This window comes from Saccharibacillus sp. O23 (genome assembly GCF_002205895.1).
GTDB lineage: Bacteria > Bacillota > Bacilli > Paenibacillales > Paenibacillaceae > Saccharibacillus.
In genome coordinates this window covers 260,566-278,693 of sequence record NZ_NJDE01000009.1, presented here as the reverse complement: position 1 = coordinate 278,693, position 18,128 = coordinate 260,566, and the positions used below count along the sequence as shown (strand labels likewise).

The 18,128-nt window shown below is 57.3% G+C and carries 14 protein-coding genes; 4 read left to right on the top strand and 10 right to left on the bottom strand.

Annotated features, from left to right (window positions below):
• Positions 1-14: 14 nt before the first annotated feature.
• From CDO73_RS13280 to CDO73_RS13250, 6 genes are all read right to left on the bottom strand, one after another.
• Positions 15-1,505, bottom strand: coding sequence for an ABC transporter substrate-binding protein (locus CDO73_RS13280; RefSeq protein WP_088488999.1), 1,491 nt, complete (start codon positions 1,503-1,505; stop codon positions 15-17).
• A gap of 808 nt (positions 1,506-2,313) precedes the next feature.
• The gene (locus CDO73_RS13270) at positions 2,314-3,837 is read right to left on the bottom strand and encodes a response regulator transcription factor (RefSeq protein WP_088488997.1); all 1,524 of its coding nucleotides are present in this window, start codon (positions 3,835-3,837) and stop codon (positions 2,314-2,316) included.
• Positions 3,812-5,665: a sensor histidine kinase gene (locus CDO73_RS13265; RefSeq protein ID WP_088488996.1), complete on the bottom strand. Its 1,854-nt coding sequence runs from the start codon at positions 5,663-5,665 to the stop codon at positions 3,812-3,814. Before CDO73_RS13265 ends, CDO73_RS13270 begins: the two co-directional genes overlap by 26 nt.
• Positions 5,666-5,903: 238 nt before the next feature.
• Positions 5,904-6,185, bottom strand: a complete 282-nt coding sequence (locus CDO73_RS13260; RefSeq protein ID WP_088488995.1) for a hypothetical protein — start codon at positions 6,183-6,185, stop codon at positions 5,904-5,906.
• Positions 6,186-6,216: 31 nt separating this feature from the next.
• Positions 6,217-7,497 carry an ArsB/NhaD family transporter gene (locus CDO73_RS13255; RefSeq protein ID WP_088488994.1) on the bottom strand — a complete coding sequence of 427 codons (1,281 nt, stop codon included), beginning with the start codon at positions 7,495-7,497 and terminating at the stop codon, positions 6,217-6,219.
• 23 nt (positions 7,498-7,520) lie between these two features.
• Entirely contained in the window at positions 7,521-8,279 is a 759-nt protein-coding gene (locus tag CDO73_RS13250) for an exodeoxyribonuclease III (protein ID WP_088488993.1), read from the bottom strand.
• A 312-nt stretch (positions 8,280-8,591) separates the two neighbouring features.
• On the opposite strand from CDO73_RS13250, the gene CDO73_RS13245 reads away from it, so the two are divergent.
• The gene (locus CDO73_RS13245) at positions 8,592-9,371 is read left to right on the top strand and encodes a hypothetical protein (RefSeq protein WP_088488992.1); all 780 of its coding nucleotides are present in this window, start codon (positions 8,592-8,594) and stop codon (positions 9,369-9,371) included.
• Positions 9,372-9,389: 18 nt separating this feature from the next.
• Here the strand turns inward: CDO73_RS13245 and CDO73_RS13240 are convergent, their stop codons facing one another.
• Positions 9,390-10,823, bottom strand: coding sequence for a glycoside hydrolase family 1 protein (locus tag CDO73_RS13240; RefSeq protein ID WP_088488991.1), 1,434 nt, complete (start codon positions 10,821-10,823; stop codon positions 9,390-9,392).
• An 88-nt stretch (positions 10,824-10,911) separates the two neighbouring features.
• On the opposite strand from CDO73_RS13240, the gene CDO73_RS13235 reads away from it, so the two are divergent.
• Together CDO73_RS13235 and CDO73_RS13230 are read left to right on the top strand one after the other, a co-directional pair.
• Positions 10,912-11,850, top strand: coding sequence for a helix-turn-helix transcriptional regulator (locus CDO73_RS13235; RefSeq protein ID WP_256972686.1), 939 nt, complete (start codon positions 10,912-10,914; stop codon positions 11,848-11,850).
• A gap of 131 nt (positions 11,851-11,981) precedes the next feature.
• On the top strand, positions 11,982-12,827 hold the full coding sequence (locus tag CDO73_RS13230; RefSeq protein ID WP_088488990.1) for an isocitrate lyase/PEP mutase family protein: 846 nt from the start codon (positions 11,982-11,984) through the stop codon (positions 12,825-12,827).
• 129 nt (positions 12,828-12,956) lie between these two features.
• Here CDO73_RS13230 and CDO73_RS13225 read toward each other — a convergent pair whose 3' ends face one another.
• The 3 genes from CDO73_RS13225 to CDO73_RS13215 form a co-directional block, all read right to left on the bottom strand.
• Positions 12,957-13,688, bottom strand: a complete 732-nt coding sequence (locus tag CDO73_RS13225; protein WP_088488989.1) for a stalk domain-containing protein — start codon at positions 13,686-13,688, stop codon at positions 12,957-12,959.
• Positions 13,689-13,837: 149 nt separating this feature from the next.
• Positions 13,838-15,547 carry an anti-sigma factor family protein gene (locus CDO73_RS13220; protein ID WP_088488988.1) on the bottom strand — a complete coding sequence of 570 codons (1,710 nt, stop codon included), beginning with the start codon at positions 15,545-15,547 and terminating at the stop codon, positions 13,838-13,840.
• Positions 15,534-16,097: an RNA polymerase sigma factor gene (locus tag CDO73_RS13215; RefSeq protein ID WP_088489139.1), complete on the bottom strand. Its 564-nt coding sequence runs from the start codon at positions 16,095-16,097 to the stop codon at positions 15,534-15,536. The genes CDO73_RS13220 and CDO73_RS13215 overlap by 14 nt, the downstream gene beginning before the upstream one ends.
• Before the next feature lie 201 nt (positions 16,098-16,298).
• Here CDO73_RS13215 and CDO73_RS13210 point away from each other — a divergent pair, with 201 nt between their 5' ends.
• The gene (locus CDO73_RS13210) at positions 16,299-18,083 is read left to right on the top strand and encodes a methyl-accepting chemotaxis protein (protein WP_088488987.1); all 1,785 of its coding nucleotides are present in this window, start codon (positions 16,299-16,301) and stop codon (positions 18,081-18,083) included.
• The last annotated feature ends 45 nt before the right edge of the window (positions 18,084-18,128 follow it).

Genomic DNA, 18,128 nt, shown 5'->3' with positions numbered 1-18,128 from the left:
CGGCTTCCGATCCGTTATTTGCCGTTCGCGGCTTTCCATTCGTCCAATTGTTTCTGCGCTTCGGCCATGATCTTCTCCAGACCGGCGTCGTTGAACTTCTGGATCGCCTGCGGCAGATACTGATCCGGATCGACCGTGCCCGTCATCAGCGAAGACCAGAACTGTTCTTTGACGTTTTGCACGGCGGCCAGTTCGCTCGAGACGCTTTTCGGATCGAAGTTGAAGCTCAGGATCGGGGAATCGACGCCCGACTCGTTGAACTTCTTGAATTCGTCCCATTTGTTCTCCGGGTCGTTCGGGTTCAGGTAGAGCAGCATGTTATTGCCAAGCGAGTAGGACGGCATATCGTAGTTCTTGGATTCCGGCAGGTTCTCCATCCGGTTGTCGGCCGTCTTCTTGTAGTGCGTGCCTTCGATGCCGGAGTCCACCATGTTGCGCAGGACCGGATCGGTGTTCAGCAGGTTCAGGAACTGCATCGCTTTGTCCGGGTGCTCGGAGTTGGCGGAGATCGCCATCATGGAACCCTGCACGGAATTGTTCGTGATGATCGCGTCGCTGGCCGGAGTCGAAGTGACCGGGTAGCCGTAGCTGGTCGACCAGACGTTGTCCGCGAACGGCTGCGTTTGCGCGCGGTCCAGCAGCCATTTGCCGGAGGTCATCAGATCGCTCGTCGAACCCGTCGTTGCCGCTTCCGGCGCGACGTAGCCCGCTTTGTAGTATTTGTGCATCGTCGCCAGCGCTTCTTTCATTTCCGGCGTGTCGAGCACGTTCACGATCTTGTAATCCGTCGTGTCCAGCTTGACCGCCATCGGCAGGTTCTGGATCACGTAATCGTAAGGCACGTAAGGCACATAGTTTTTATCCATGGCGAACGGCGTCACGTCGGGCGCTTTCTCCTTGATCGTTTTCAGCAGCGGCTCGAGACTGTCCAACGAGCGGACGTTCTTGGTGTCGATGCCGTATTGGTCGACCAAGTTCTGGTTGAACCGCCAGACTTCCTGCTGCGGCAGTTCTTTGTTGGCCGGAATCGCGTAGTTGTGCCCGTCGACTTTCGAACCTTCGAGGAACGCCGGGTTGATCGTGTCTTTGAGCTCTTTGCCGTATTGGTCGATCAGCGAATCGAGTTCGGCAAACGCGCCTTTGCGGGCGTTCTGCACGTAATCGAAACCGCCGGACGACGTGAAAATGATATCCATCGGTTCGCCGGAAGCGACCAGCACCTGCATCTTCTGCTGATAATCGCCCCAGTCGATCATTTTCATGGTGACGCTTGCGCCGATCTTCTCGGTCGTGTATTTGCTGACTTCCGCCATGACGCTGTCGACGTCTTTCTGCGGCGTGCCGATCGTGTACCAGATCAGCTCGACCGGTTTATCCGACGTGCCCCCGCCGCTGCCCGAAGCCGAGCTTTGATTGTTCCCGCCTCCGCCGCATCCCGAGAGCGCGAGCGTCAGAGCCGTCATCGTCGCCAGCGCCGCCGTCCATCTTTTTTTGCCTTTTTGCATGAAATAGACCTCCTCTTTGGAATCCCTGTCCGGAACTTCCGTCTGTTTGTCTGCTTCCCCTACTTAGCCGTATCCTGTTCCCGATGCCTGTCTTGCCACAAGAACTATCTTTACTTTAGATCATGGAAGCACTTTCAAAAAGAATCGAAACACAATATATTCAGGTACAAAATAAAGAAAAAGACCGCGAAAACCGCGATCTCTTCCACTGAAAGGAATATATTTTTACATGAAAATGACGTGAAATACATTATGATTCGCATCGCGGCTCGGCTAACGGATCGTAGATCCCTTAGAACAGCAAATCAAGCCTTTTTTCGGCGCTAACGGAACGTCGATTCGTTAGACGCTCGAAACGGCCCTTTTTTGCTTCAAAATCGCCTGTTTTTCTTTCTAAGCGTCATCTGGTTCCGTTAGAATTCCAAACCGCCGCAAAAAGCGCTCTAAGCGTCGTCTCGTTCCGTTAGCGCGGCGGGGAGAGACGGATTCGCGGATCATAGTCGTCATGCGCTATCCCGTCGCCGCCATACGCTGGCCCGTTGCCGCCATACGCTATCCCGTCGTCGCCATACGCTGGCCCGGCATCAGCTTCGTCTTTGCCAAGGACTATTCGCCGGTTTCCGCATCTGCTTTCCGGCGACCGGCGGTCTTCTTGATTTCCTTTCTCCGCATACTCACCGATCCGATACGTTTGCTTGTCCGTCCCGTCGATTTTTCTGCCGATTCGCAGACAATCGCAGTCTTGCCGTTCTTGTCCCTTGACTTGCCGTTCGCGCACGCTCATCGCAGAGCGCACGCTCGTTCCCGATCATTGGAGCGCTTTATACTCCATCGGCGAGATGCCGACGTATTTGCGGAATTGTTTGTAGAAATAACCGGTCTCCCAGTAACCGACGCTGCGGGAGATGTCCTGCACTTTCTGGCTGGTCGTGCGGAGCTTCTCTTTGGCGCGTTCGATCCGGTATTTGTTGAGGTAATCGGTAAACGTCTCGCCCGTCTCCTTATGGAAAAGTTGGCCGAGGTAGACCGGATGGATATGATACTGCGAGCCCAGCATCTTCAGCGACAATTCTTCGCCGTAATGGGCGGCGATATGGCCGAGCACCTGCTGGATCACGGGGCTGCGGTTGTCGCGGCTGAGCAGTCCGACCGTTTCTTCGGCCGCGCGGCGCACGGCTTCGATCAATTCTTCCATATGCGAAGCGGCGCGGATGCGCTCGAGCATCTGAAGCAGCGGCTCGCCGTCGTCTTCGCGCTTGACCTCGCGCAGCACGGCGCGGAAATCCGCGCAGACGCCCAGCGCGAGATTCTGAAGTTCCCCGGGCGTCATGCCTTCCGCCCGGCTCAGCTCGGCGAAGTCTTCGCCGATCCGCCGCGCCAGCTCGCCTTGGTCGCGCGCGAGCACCAGGCGGGCATATTCCCGCCCCAAGTCCGCGCGCGCCGGCACGGACGCGCCCTCCGCCGCCCCGCCTTCAGCCGGCGGCGCGTACTCGAACAGCCGACGCTCCGGGTCGACCAGCGCGTATTCCAGCGCTTTTTTGGCCTCCGCCCGGCTGGCCGGGCCGTGCTGCGGCAGCGGTCCCGCGCCGCCCGCACCGATGCGCAGGCCGGCGTCGCCGAGCCGCTCTTCGAGCTTCCTTGCGACGCTGAGCAGCCGCTCCCGCCCCTCGCCTTCGGCGAGCGGCACCACGACGGCCGCGTCGCCGTCCATATCCCGGAAGACGACGCAGTCCCCTTCGTCTTCCAAGACCTCTTCCGCGCGACGCGCCAACTCGTCGCCGCCCTGCTCAGCGCGCAGGATCAGCACCGCCAGCCGCGGATGCCGGAACGTCAGGCCCATCAGCCCCGCGCGCTCGGCGAATTCGGCCTGAGAGATCTGCCCGGTCAGCCACCGGTGCAGCACGTTGTCGCGGATGATCCGCGCGCCGAACGCGTCGAACTTCTCTTCGCGTTCCGCCCGGCGCAGCTTCTCCGTCACGCCTTCGAGCGTCGCTTCCAATTCTTCCACGTTGATCGGTTTGAGCAGATAATTTTCGATGCCGAGCTTCATGCCTTCTTTGAGATAATCGAACTCGTTGAAGCCGCTCAGCACGATCACCTTCAATTCCGGTCGTACCTCGCGGATTCGCCGGATCAGTTCGAGTCCCGTCATCTCCGGCATGGAGATATCCGTAATCAGCAGATCCGCGGGCGTATGCTTCAGCGCTTCGAGCGCCTCCCTTCCGTCCTGCGCGCTGCCGGCGATCTTCAGTCCGAACGAAGCCCAATCGATCAGGTCCTCCAGACCTTCCGTAATAAACGGTTCGTCATCCACCAGAAATACGTTGTACATGTCCTTCCCCCTCTCCCGGATCGGGATACCGGATCTCTACCGACGTACCTTGTCCCGTTCCTTTGCTGTGTACCGCGATCCCGTATTCCGAACCGTACAGCAGCCGCAGCCGTTCATGCACGCTCCGCAGGCCGAACCCGCCTTCCGCGTCGTCTTCGCCGCCGGCCAATCCGCCGCGCAGTTCGTTCAGTTTATCGGCCGGGATGCCTCGTCCGTTATCGCGTACCCGAACCGCGATATCTCCCTGCTCCCGGGTCGCGAAGATGACGATGCGATTGTCTTCGTCGCGGCTGCGGATACCGTGAACGATATAATTTTCCACGATCGGCTGTACCGACAATCTCGGCACTTCGACGTCCTGCAGCCCGGGTTCGATCTGAATATCGTACGCCAGCCGGTCTTTGTAACGAATCCGGAACAGTTCCAGATACAAGCGGCAGGCTTCGAGTTCTTCTTTGAGCGTATGCCGTTCCTTCTGCTGCACGAAACTCTTGAACAGCATGGACAGACTGTAGATCATCTCGCCCACGTCCCGCGCTCCTTGCGAGACGGCGCGCATCCGGATCACTTCCAGCGTGTTGTACAGAAAATGCGGATTGATCCTCGCTTGAAGCGCGGCAAGTTCCGCATGCTGCTGCTTGATATCCGCTTTGTAGACCCGATCGATGTACAGATTCAGTTCGTCGAGCATATCGTCGAAGCTGGTCGCGATCTGTCCGAGTTCGTCTTCTTTCGAATCGCGAATCCGCGTTTTCAGATCGCCCCGCTTCACCCGCTGCGTCAGCCGGATGATCCGGTTCGTCCGTTTGGCGAAATTGAAAATGAACAGCGAAGGAACCAAAACGGCGAATAAAATACAGACCGCGCCCAGCGTCAGAATCGTTCCCCTCAGATTCCGGTAGGATTCGGCCGCCTCCTGCTGCGTCATGATCCCGGCCACCGTATACCCGCCCGAAGTCGATGCCAACTTGTTGAAATACAACCCGCCTTCCGGCGCCGGTCCCGAAGAAGTGACGTCATAGACCGATTCCAGCCGCTTCGCGTAAGGAAACTTTTGCCCGTAATAGATTCCCGACGTATCGAACAAGACTTGGCCGTCCGCGGACAACACGAACAAATCGCCTTTGAATTCCTGCTCGTAAGCGGTCAAAGCGCCCGACAGCCGGGCGGAATCGAACCAAACGGTGAGCTGCCCCAGATTTTTCAGCGTTTGTTTGTCGTTGACCGGCACCGTGATCGAATACATCGCCTGCGAGTTCTGTCCCAGCGTCCGGCTGACCCAAGCGTTCGGCTTCGAGACGTTCGCGTTCTCGATCGCCATCGCGTCCGGCACGTAAGATTGCGAAGCATTGACCGGAACCGTACGGAATTCGCCGTTGTCGGCGAAAGAATAGAGCGTCTGCTGTTCGCTGCTGTAGAGCACGAGCATGCGGATATCCGGTTCGCTGCTCAGCACGTTCTCCATATGCTTGCGGGCATTGGCCGAATCGAGACCCGTCTGCGAATAGCGATCGAGGCGATAGCTCAGATAGTCGGAATACGGATGGAGCAAAAAGTAGGACAGATCCAGCGACAGCGCGTCGTCCCGATAAATGTCCGGCATGATCGATTGCGCTTCGCCGATCCGCAGCCCGATATAACGGTCGATCGCGGACATGGCGGCCCGTTGATTATCCAGTTCGCGCCGCACCGCCGTTTGCGACATGGATACGAACATGAAATAAGAGAATCCGATAACGGTCACGATCGTGATGAAGGAAAACAGCAGAATGGTTTTGGTAAACAGATTGTTTTTGACGGTTCTCCGGTAAAAACCCCAAATATCCATACTTCAGCCCCTTCATGTCGTGTTTTTTCGATTATTTTCGCACTCCGGCGGTTATCTGTCCACCTGAACCGGACATAAAACTTCCATGGTATCGTTCCCTTTATCTTTTTACGATAGTGCATGTAAACCCTTTCAATAAGAGCGAAAACTAAAGATGACGTGTACAAATTAAAGAAAGCGCTTTGGAATCGAGCGATACGCAAAAAAGGCGCGCTTCGCCGGGAAGCGCGCCTTGCGATCAAGATTCCCATTCGACTGCTCGAAGCAGACGGTTCGCCATCAAAGCGAGCAGGAACTCGTCGTAATGATCTTCGCGCACGATGACTTTGTAGGTCCGGTCGGGATACGTATAAAAGATCACGTCCGTATAATCCCGATCGCTCTCGAAATGCCTACGGACCGCTTTGGCGTTCTCCCGGTACGGATGGTCTTCCGACAATCGGATCTTGAATTCGATATCGCCTTCGCTGCGGGTCTCTTCGATATTCATCCATCGCTCGTCGTATCTGTACTTCAACATGTCCGAGTCCTCCTTTATGCGCTTAAGAACATTACATCAGGTAACGCAGATAGACATAAACGCTCGAGATCGCCACCGTCAGCAGCATGATCGGAAATCCGTATTTCAAAAACTTCATGAAAGTGATCGGCTTGCCTTCTTTGGCGGACAGGCCGGCCACGATCAAGTTGGCGCTCGCTCCGATGAGCGTGCCGTTGCCGCCGAGACACGCGCCGAGCGCAAGGCTCCACCACAGCGGTTCCAGATTCGAGATCCCCATGTCGCCCATATCCCGGATCAGCGGAATCATGGTGGCGACGAACGGAATATTATCGAGGAACGCCGACGCCAACGCGCTGAACCATAGGATCAGCATCGAAGCGGCTACCGCGTCTCCTCCGGTAAGATTGACGGCTTTCTCGGCCAACACCGTAATGACGCCCGTCTCCACCAACCCGGCGACCAGCACGAATAATCCGACGAAGAAAAACAGCGTGGTCCATTCCACCCGGGCAAGCGCCTGCTCCATCGTGCGTTCGCCGGTCATCAGCAGCAGCAGAAAAGCGCCCGACATCGCCACCGTCGCCGACTCCCAACCGAAACTTTGATGCAGGAAAAATCCGAGCACCGTCAAGCCGAGCACGGCCAAACATTTTCGGAGCATCTTCCGGTCTTCCAGCAGCTCTTTCTCGTCCAATTCCATGATCCCCTGCCGCAGTTCCGGAGTCGTTTTCAACTGCTTGCGGAACAACGCGACGAAGATCGGGACCAAGACGACGAGAATGATCAGAATGACCGGCGTCAGGTTGGCGATAAACGCCATGAACGTCAGCTCCGGAACGGCGCTTCCGATCATGATGTTCGGCGGATCGCCGATCAAAGTCGCCGTCCCGCCGATATTCGATCCCAGCACCTGCGTCAGCAGATACGGGAATACCGGAACGCGAAGCTGCCTCGTAATGCTGAACGTGACCGGTACGATCAGCAGCACCGTCGTCACGTTATCCAGAAACGCCGAGCAGATCGCCGTAATGAGGAATAGCGCGATCAAGATCGCGACCGGACTGCCTTTCGCTTTTTTAGCCGCCCAGATCGCCATATAATTGAATAATCCGGTCTCGGCCGTAACGCCCACGATAATCATCATGCCGATCAACAATCCTAAAGTGTTGAAATCGATATGGTGCAGCGCCGTTTCCTGATCCACGATCCCGAGTAGCAGCAGCGCCGCTCCGCCCGCCATCGCCACAATCGTCCGGTGAATCTTCTCGGAGATGATCAGCGCGTACACGATCAGGAAAATCGCGATCGCCCAGATCGCTTGATGGTCCATACGAATCCCTCTTTCTCTCTAAGTTACAGGTCTTCCGTCTCCAAGATGACCGGGCAATGGTCGCTTCCGGTAATCAGGCAGTCGATCCGCGCGCCCGTAAGCTTCGGCGCCAGACGTTCGGAAGCGAGGAAATAATCGATTCTCCAGCCGATGTTCCGTTCTCGGACCTTCGGCATGTAGGACCACCAACTGTAGACGTCTTGCGTATCCGGATGGAAATAACGGAACGTGTCGAGGAAACCGGCGTTCAGCAGCTCGGTCATCTTGCCGCGTTCTTCGTGCGTAAATCCGGAATTGCCGATATTCGCGCGCGCGTTTTTCAGATCGATCTCTTGATGGGCCACGTTCAGATCGCCGCAGACGATGACCGGCTTGTCCGCATCGAGCTTCAGCAGATAATCGCGGAAACGGTCTTCCCATTCCAACCGGTACGGCAGACGGGTCAAGTCGCGTTTGGCGTTGGGCGTATAGACGTTGACGAGGTAAAATCCTTCGAATTCGAGCGTCAAAATCCGGCCTTCGTCTTCGGAATCGGTCTCCATGCCGTAGCGCACGGACAGCGGACGGACTTTGGTAAACACGGCGGTGCCAGAGTAGCCTTTCTTCAACGCGTAATTCCAATATTGATAATATTCGCGGGTCGGTTCGAGCTTGATCTGCCCTTCTTGAAGCTTCGTCTCCTGCACGCAGAAGATGTCGGCATCCTGAAGTTCGAAATATTCGTTAAAGCCTTTATTGACGGCCGCTCGCAGACCGTTGACGTTCCAAGAAATCAATTTCACGAATCCATTCTCCTTCTGGCGTAAGCTTGAATAACGACCTTGCGCGGACCGAAAAAAACGGCGGCTCGCTTCGGGTCCCGACTGCCAGTGTATCATATTCGGCGCGTAACGTTCAGTGGCGGATTCGCCGCGTTCCGATCCAGGGAACATTCGTTCCTTTTTCGTTGACAGCCCGAGAACGCTCGTGCTATAGTGAGGGCAATCTTAATTGAACGGCGCAGGGAAGCACCCTGCGGAGAAGGTCTGCCGACCTTTTTCCGCAGGGTGCTTTTTTTGCGTGTTCTTCCATTTCTGTCTAAGGAGTGAATTCGAATGTCCAATCGTTTATTCCATCGTCTGACACCGCTGCTGTTGATCTTCGCGCTTGCCTTCTCGTTCCCGGCTTCGGGACGCGCTTCTGCCGCCGGCGACGCCTGGGCGGCCGCGCTCTCCGGCATCGACGCGCTGTACGACGGGTATACCGCGCTGGAGACGGCCAACAAAATCGAGAAGCAGGCGATCCAAGAGCTGCGCAAAAACAGCGAAGCCCGGCTGAAGACGGTCAACGCCGCCGTCAAGGCCATCGACAAAACCAAGATCGACCGCTTGGCCGCCGAGGCCGCCGCCGCGAAAAGCAAGCATGCCGCGCTGCTGAAACAGTACGCCGATCTCGGCAAACAGGCGGCCGAGGCCCGCAAACGCAAAGACAAGAAAAACGCCGATCTGCTGGATCTCAAACGCAATAAACTCAAGCCGTCGGTCGACGCCGCCAAATCGGAGATCGCGAAAACAAAAGAAGCTCTGGCGTCCGCCAAAAAACAGGCGGCTGCCAAAGCCCAAGTCGTCAAAAACGCGCTGACGCCGGTCGCGGCGCTCAAAAAGCAGGTCACGGCGGAAAACAAAACGATCGCCGCCTACAATAAAACGCGTGCGGCGTCTTACAAACGGTACCGCGCTTCCGTCAAATCCGGCGGCGCGATCACGGCCGCGGCCGAGCTGACGCTGATGTACGCCCAGCTCGACAAGATCCACGCTTCCCAGCAGAAGATTTACGGCTGGGAGAAACAAATCGCCGCGGCGATCCAATCCGCCGCGGCCAAGATTCCGTCCTGATGCCGATTCGCGTAAGGCTTACAGCTGCTCGCCGTTCGACGCGATCACGTCTTTGTACCAATAGAAGCTTTTCTTGCGCGAACGGCTCAGATCGCCGTTGCCGTCATTGTCTTTGTTGACGTGAATGAAGCCGTAACGCTTCTTCATCTCGCCCGTCGAAGCGCTGACGAGGTCGATGCAGCCCCACATCGTATAAGCGATCAGATCGACGCCGTCGGCTACCGCTTCCTGCATCTGCACGATATGGTCGCGCAGATAATTGATCCGATAGTCGTCGTTGATCGAGCCGTCTTCTTCCACGACGTCGACCGCGCCGAGGCCGTTCTCCACGACCATAAGCGGAATCTGGTAGCGGTCGTACAGATGGTTCAGCGTATAGCGCAGACCCTGCGGGTCGATCTGCCAGCCCCAATCGGAAGCTTCCAGATACGGATTCTTCACGCCGCCGATCAAGTTGCCGCTTACGCGTTCGACGGCCGGATCGGCGCTCTCGACGATCGACATGTAATAGCTGAACGAATAGAAGTCGACGCGGCCTTCCTTGAGCGTCTGCGCGTCTTCCGGCTGCGTCCGAATCTCGATGCCCTGCTCGTCGAAGAAGCGTTTCGCGAAGCCCGGGTAAGCGCCGCGGACTTGAACGTCGCCGCAGATCATGTTGGAGATCTGGTCTTTTTTCTGCGCCAGAACGATATCGTTCGGATTGCAAGTGTTCGGATAAGTCGTCATGAACGCGATCATGCAGCCGATCTTGAAGTCCGGATTGATCGAATGGCCCAGCTTGACCGCTTTGGCGCTCGCGACGAATTGATGATGCAGCGCTTGGAAACGAACCTGCGGATCGTCGACGCCGTCCGTCAGTTCGGTCTTGCCGTCGAACAGGATGCCGGCCGCCATGTACGCGCCCATCGGCATGGTCAAGCAGTTGATCTCGTTGAAGGTCAGCCAATATTTGACCGAATCTTTGTAACGATTGAAGATCGTGTCGCAGTAGCGCACATAATGATCGATCGTTTCGCGCGAAGCCCAACCGTTGTATTTTTGCGTCAAGCCGAACGGCGTTTCGTAGTGCGAGATGGTCACCAGCGGTTCGATGCCGTATTTGTTCAATTCCGCGAATACGTCGTCGTAAAATTTCAGGCCTTCTTCGTTCGGCTGCTCGTCGTATCCGTTCGGATAGATCCGCGACCAGTTGATCGACATACGGAACATCTTGAAGCCCATCTCGGCCATCAGCGCGATATCTTCCTTGTAATGACCGTAGAAGTCGACCGCTTCGTGACTCGGATAATACGTGCCTTCTTCCAGCACGGGCGTGATGCGGCGAGGCGTCGTGCGGGTGCCTCCGGTCATCATGTCGGACGTGCTCGGGCCTTTGCCGCCTTGATTCCATCCGCCTTCGAATTGGTTGGCCGCCGTCGCGCCGCCCCAGAAGAATCCGTCTTTCATTTTCATCGTATGTTCCTCCTCATGTCGTGTTAAGCTCTCGACATCAGTGTAACATTCATACCTTGACAGCTATTGTCATGTTATAATTCCGATTATGGAACATAACCGATTATTCAAGATTCTGCTGCTGCTGTTGGAAGAGAAAAAGATCACCGCTCCGGAACTTGCGCGACGGTTCGAGGTGTCCGTCCGAACGATCTACCGGGACATCGACCGATTGAGCGCGGCCGGCATTCCCGTGTATGCGACGGCCGGCAAACACGGCGGCATTCATCTGATGGACAACTACGTCATGGACAAGTCGCTGCTGAGCGAGGAAGAACAGAACGAGATTCTGCTCGGCTTGTACAGCGTCAGCTCGATTCCCCATCTGAACGGGAATCGGATGCTGACGCGGCTGACCACCTTGTTCGATCACAAATTGGACTGGATCGAATTCGAGCATTCGCCTTGGGAGAATATTCCGGATCAAGAAATGGAACTGTTCAATAAGGTCAAGCAGGCGATCTTCGCCCGCCAGCCGCTCGCTTTTCATTATGTGGATTCCAACGGGGTCCCGAGCGAAGAAACGGCTCTGCCCGTCAAGTTGGTGTTCAAGAATCATACATGGTATTTCAGAGGATGGAAGCCAAGCCAAGAAGAGGCGGACGGACGCTTCGAGACGTTCAAGATCAAACGGGTCACGCAGCTTCGTTTCGTGCCCGGCGCCTTTCCTGCTGCCGCGGCGATGCCTTCGGCCGCCGAAGAACGGTTCCCCGACGAACGGCAGCGGCCCGCCGTCGAAGCGTTATTCTCGGAAGCTGTCGCTTATCGGGTGCGGGACCAGCTCGATCCGGCTTCGATCCGTACGGAAGCGGACGGCAGAATTCGGGTCTTTATCGACGTGGAAGTCGACGAGCGGATCTACGCGTTTCTGATGTCTTTCGGAGGGGACGTGTCCGTCGTGCGTCCCGCGCATGTTCGAGACGAATTGCTTCGTCGACATCTGCGAGCCGTAGAGCTACTGTCGGAGAGCCAAGTTCCAAAAGGCTGAATCCGAAAGCAGCGTCAGCAGCGTGCGATCAGGCAGGCGAACGATACCGACGCTAAGCGCAAGAATCAGGACGCCAAGGGTGCGCAATTCCGTTTACACTGGAACCGACCCAGAAAACAGGAGGCGTTTTGATGAAACTTCGCGATACCGATCTTCCCTTGAATTCTTCTCCGACGACGACAAATCGTTCTTCGGCAGCTATTGCCGAATTCCGCAAGCTGCATGAAACAGACGGGATCTTATTTCTCGGCAACGCTTGGGACGCCGCTTCGGCAATCGCTTTGGAACAAGCCGGGTTCTCGGCGATCGGCACCACCAGTTACGGCATCGCTCGGGCTTCGGGCATGCGCGACGGCGAAGAAGTTCCTTTCGCGCGGCAGGTGTCGATCGTTCGCGATATGGCGGAGCGCGTGAATATTCCGGTATCAGCGGACATCGAAGCGGGTTACGCTTCGGCGCACGCGGAGATCGTCGATAACGCGCTGCGCGTCGCCGACGCGGGAGCGGCCGGGCTCAATATCGAAGACTCGCCCAAAGACTGGAACGGGCTGCGCGATACCGCCGAACATGCCCGCTTGCTGAATTCGATTCGAAGCGCGCTGGATGCCCGAGGCTTCGACGGCTTTTTCCTCAATGCGCGAACGGATACCTATCTAATGCCCGGCACCTCCGAACCGCTCGAAGAAACGCTGCTTCGTCTGCGGGCTTACGCCGACAGCGGAGCGAACGGGATCTTTGTTCCCGGTTTGTCGGCAGACGCGGATATAACCGCCGTCGTTTCGGCTTCTCCGATCCCGCTGAACGTCATGTCCCTGCCGGGATTGACCTCGGTCGCCCGCCTGCAAGAACTGGGCGTCAAACGATTCAGCTTCGGCAATGCGCTAGCCGATCTGACGCTCGATTTTCTTCGAAAATCCGCCGACGCCCTGCATGCAGGACGCGACACCGGGTTCTTGTACGAGACGCTGCCGAATTGAAGCGGCATTCTTCCCGAATCCTTGCATAAAAAAGAAAGCCGGTCTGCGCGCAGACCGGCTTTCGAACGTTTTATTTCAGCGAAAAGCATCTATCTTGCGCGGCGAGCAGTCGTCTCGCGGACATGCCGATCAGAACGAAGCTTTTTCGACATGCACCGCTACCGCTTCGATCTGCGCTTTGGTCAGCTTGCCGTTGTCCGACCAGATCGTCACGAAACGGTCGCCGAGCGGGAAGGTCAGCATCTCTTTATCGGAAGGCTTATACCAGTTGCCTTTGACGCCGTTCGACAGCGTGACCGGAGTCAGATCGTAGCCGAACGAATCGTCGCGCGGCGCGATCGAGACTTTCATGTTGTCGAAGACGTAAGTGACCGAATCGCCGCCTGCGCCCACGCTTACGAATTTGTCGCCGGCCGCGGTCTGCATCGGCGCGTACGGCGTTTCGAATCCTTGGAACATCGCGAACGCTTTTTTCGCCGTTTCTTTCTGCGCCGCCGTGTACGTGACCGCCGTCAGGCCCGACTGCGTGCTGCCCGGCGTCGTTCCCGGATTCGTCGTTCCGCCTGTCGATCCGGCGCCGATCACCACTTTCTGTCCGGCCGAATCGTACGTGACCGGTACGTTCAACGCTTCGCCGAGCGCGCGGACCGGCAGATAGGTCGTATTGTTGTAGACGATCGGATCGAGCTTTTTGCCCGCCGCGTCGGTCGGCTGATAAGCTTGACCGTTCACGACGAAACCGAGTCCGTGATTGAGCTGCGCTTTGATCGTTTGAATATTGGAAGCCGCATACGCGCCGACCGAAGCGGACAAAGCCATACCGGCCACCATAGCCGTCGCGATCCATTTTTTCGTTTTCATGATAAATTCCTCCTCGGGTATCGACCTTGCGGACTGCGATTTCGCAGCGCCGGCCGTTCGTGTTTAAGGGATGCTTTTCTTTCGATGCCCTAAATATACCCGAGGATTATCTCGAAAAAGCCAATGAATTGTATCCGAGACGTAAACAATTATTTTCCGCTCTTCTTCGCGGGCGGCAGCTTGCGGGCAGGAATATCGAATCCCATGTTCAAGTCGTCGTACGATTTGGAGAACTCCGTCCGGCGCAGCGTAAGCGAAGAAGGCAGCGTCCGTACGTCTTCGATCTGCATCCGGGTTCCGCTCTCCGCATAGACGAGCCCGTATCTGTTGCCGCTGCCGTCCTCGGCTTCCCAACTGCCCGGCCCTTCGTTGACCAGCTTCGCGGTATACGGAAGTTCGAGCACCGGACCGCCGAGCTCTTCCTTCATCTCGGCTCCGACGAACGCGAACCGGTCGCCTTGGCTTTCCAGTTCCGCGGGATGTTCCGGCGACACGGCGGACGGATCGAACGTGATCCGATCGGCAATCTCGATCGGCAGAACCAGACTGTCGAGCACCAGCTTGAGCGGACGATCCATATCGGCCAGCTCCCGCAGCGAATAGATCGAGACGATTTCTTGCGCTTTTGAGGCCTTCCCGTCTCCGTAAGCCTCCGACCTCCGCACCTGCGTCCAGTACGGCATATTTTCGTCCAAACGTTCGATCGTTTTGCCTCGATCGTCTTCGATATGATACTTCATCTTCTGCCCGTCGATCTTCGCCGCGTCGATCGCTTCGCCCGGTTTGCCGTCCGCCGCTCGGAAACGGACCGAGATCCGGATCTGCGCCGGCGTTCGCTGCACGCCGAGCAGTTCCACCTTCGCGCCGTCAGGCAGAGTGAAATAAGCATCGTCGAACCGGATATTCATCATCTCTTCCCGAACTTGCGCTATACGCGTCGCGTAACGGAACGCCAGCGATTGACCGAACTGCACCGGATGAGTCGCTTCTGTTTCCTCATCCCATGAAGTCCATCCGAATACGCCGCCCCGCAGATCGATCGGACCTTCCGCTTCTTCGCGCAGCAAGTAAGTGAAAGCCTGCACGCCTTCGTATCCGCGATCGTCCCAGACATGGTCCGCCGCCTCTTCTCCGGCTGCGTCTCTCCAAAAAAAAGACTGGGCAGAGATCGTCGCCGATACGGGAACGTCTTCCCTGTCCGTCGTCCGCACGATCACCGTCGCCGTCAGCCCGTCGCTCAGCACGGCAAGCACGTCGAGTTTGTATCCGGTCGATTCGTCGCGCAGCACGATGTCCGGATATTCGGCCAATCCCGCTCGGTCGTAAGCAAGCGTACGCCCGGTCCATGCCCACTTTTCGTCAGGGTCGTGCAGCAGCTTGCCGATCCGTTCGGCCGCGGGGATGCGCCGATCGCCCGCCGTCTCTGCTTCGGGAGCGCGCAGCGCCCCGCCGTCCAGCGCATACCAGCTTGCGCCTCCGGCAAGCATCAGCGCGGCCGCGATGCCGAGCATCGCTTTTTTCCGTTTTCCGATGCTCCGATTCTGCGGTCTTCGCGTCGTTCGACCGTCGATTTCTTCCGCGGAAAGGCCGGCGGCCGAACACTCTTCCGCAAAGCTCTCGGCGGCAATCGCCTTCATGACGTTGTCCGTAAAAGAAGCGCTCGGAACTTCCGCGTACAGCATCCGCTGCATGTCGAACTGCTCGCCGCGCACCCGTTCCAGCGTTTCCCGGCAGCGGGCGCAGCTTGCCAGATGCTTTTCGAGCCGCGCCCGCTCCGCAGCGTATTCGGTTCGTCCGCCGTTTTCCAGCCCCGTTTCGAGCGCATAACGTTCCCACTCGCTGCCGTCAAAACATCTCATAGCCCGCGCCTCCTTCGTTTTGCATATTCCGATGCAGCTTCTTTTTCGCCCGATGAAGCCGATTGCGAACTTGGCCGAGCCTTAGCCCCGTCATATCGGCAATTTCTTCGTAACTCAGTTCGTTGGTGTAACGCAGCAGCAGGATCAACCGCTCCTGTTCGGACAGAGCTTCCAACATCCGGTGCACGTCGCGTCTCATCTCTTCGGCCAGCAGCAGCTTTTCCGGCGTATCTTCGTTTCGAGGTTCCGGCATCCCCGTCTCGCCTGCCGCGATCGGCCGTTTTTTCTTGGCGAAGTCTTTCATGGCGTTCACCGCGATGCTGTAGAGCCAAGCGGCGAAGCGTTCACGCTCGCGCAGCTCGCCCAATCTTCTGTACGCGCGGACGAACGTATCTTGCGACAGATCTTCGGCATCCTGATGCTTGGCTCCCATGCCTCGCAGCAGGCCGTATATTTTTCCTTTGTAGCGATCCACGATCTCCGCGTAAACTTCCGGTTCGCCTTGCGCGACCCGTCGCAGCAGCTCCGCCTCCGTCTTTCTTTCGTTCATCGGCACTCCCCCGTCTCCTTCCGTTTCCGGACGCCGATGCGCCGCCCGAAAGCCATATGCAAATAGACGAGGCTCGAACGCGAACGTCTCTTTTTTGGCGAAAAAAACGGCGTTCGAATAAGATTCTGCGAGTTCTATTAAAATTTCGTCATTTTTCGACGATAATGAACAACGACTATCTACCGAGGAGGCACAACCGTTTTGAATAGTATCAGCAAAATCTTTACCAGCTTAAGAACGAGGCTTTATCTGATTATTCTCGTGCCGCTTCTTGCGATCGGCATACTTGTCGTGCTAACGACCCGTTCGGCAGTCGAACAGGCCGCGCTCACGACCATGCAGCAGGATACGCAGCGGTTGGCCGAAAATACGGCGGCTCGGCTCGGCTCTCAAGCGGAAGCGATCCAAAGCGTTTACGCGGGCGGCGAGAACACGGAAGCCTATCGAACTTTGCGCGAAGAATTGAGTACGCTGCGCGTCCAATCGGGCGTACTCTATGCCTATATGCTCAATAAGACGGACAAAGGCTGGATCTACACCGTGGACGGCGCCGACTGGGACGACAAAGACTACAGCCCGATGGGCACCGAAGCCGCGTTCGACGCCGATGTCGAAGGGAAGATGCTTGCGGGCCAAACCGTCAATACGTCCGTCGTCCACAGCGAAGAATGGGGCTCGTTGTTCTCTTCGTTTACTCCGATCCGCGGCGAAGACGGCAAAACGATCGGTTATCTGGGGATCGACGTATCCGCGAATACGCTTCAGCAGGTGACGGACAAGACGCTCTCCTCTTCTTATCGCATCGTGGTTCCGCTGCTTGCGGCCGTCCTGCTGCTGTCCGTATTGATCATGCTGATCGTGGTCAATCGGCTGCTCAAGCAAACGGACGTCATCAAAACGGGACTGGAACAAATCGCCGAAGGCAATCTGAACGTGCAGGTCAAGCGAATGACGCAGGATCAGCTCGGCGACATCGCGGAACTGACGGCGCATATGACCGAACGGGTAGCCGGAATGATCGGCGATATTCAGAGCGGTTCGCAAACGCTCGTTCTGTCTTCGCGAACGGTTCAAGCGACCGCGGATACCAACCGTCAGCAGGCCGACGAACTGACGAGAGCGATTCGCGAGATCGCCGCAGGCTCGATGCAGCAGGCCGAACAAACGGAGCAGGCCGCCCAGTTATCGGATCGGCTCGGCACCTTGATGGACGAAGTCGCATCCTGCGTCCGCGAATTCGCCAGCATGTCCGACAAGCTCGGCTCGGTGCAGACGCAGGTGAGCCGGGAGCACGAATCGCTGCTCGGCCAGAGCCGCGACAATGCTCGGCGCGCCGGCGAACTGACCGTCTTGTCGCAAGAACTGGACGGCAAGACCCGGCTGGCCGCTTCGATCAGCGGGCAGCTGAACGATATCGTGAAGCAGACGCAGATCTTGTCGCTGAACGCTTCGATCGAAGCGTCGCGCGCGGGCGACGCGGGCAAAGGCTTCGCGGTCGTCGCCGGAGAGATGGGACGGCTCGCCCAACAGTCCAAAGATTCGATCGGAGAGATCGAGGACATTCTCGCTTCGTTCGTGGATCAAGTCGAGCGGATGAACGGCCATTTCGAAGCCAATCGGATCGGCGCAAGCGAACAAGAGACGCAAATTCACGGCTGTCTGGAGACGTTCGGCGAAGTCTCGGAAGTATCCGGCCGCATCGAAGAACTGGCCGACCGTCTCGCTCTTCGCACCCGCGACATGCAGGAGATGCGCCGCGAAACCGAGCAGCATATGAACGATATCGCCGCGGCTACCGAACAGACTTCCGCCATGTCCGAACAGGTAGCGGCAAGCGCCGACGAACAGCAGCATTCCGCGGAAGAACTGAGCGGGATCGCCCGGCAATTGTCCGAACTGTCCGGCGACATGAAGTCTTCGGCCGGACGTTTCCGGATCGCGCAGGCCGAGCCGCTCGACGCGTCGGCGGACGCGGAGCAGGCTTAGCCGTTCGCTTCGACTTCGGATACCGCATCGCTCCATAAAAAACCC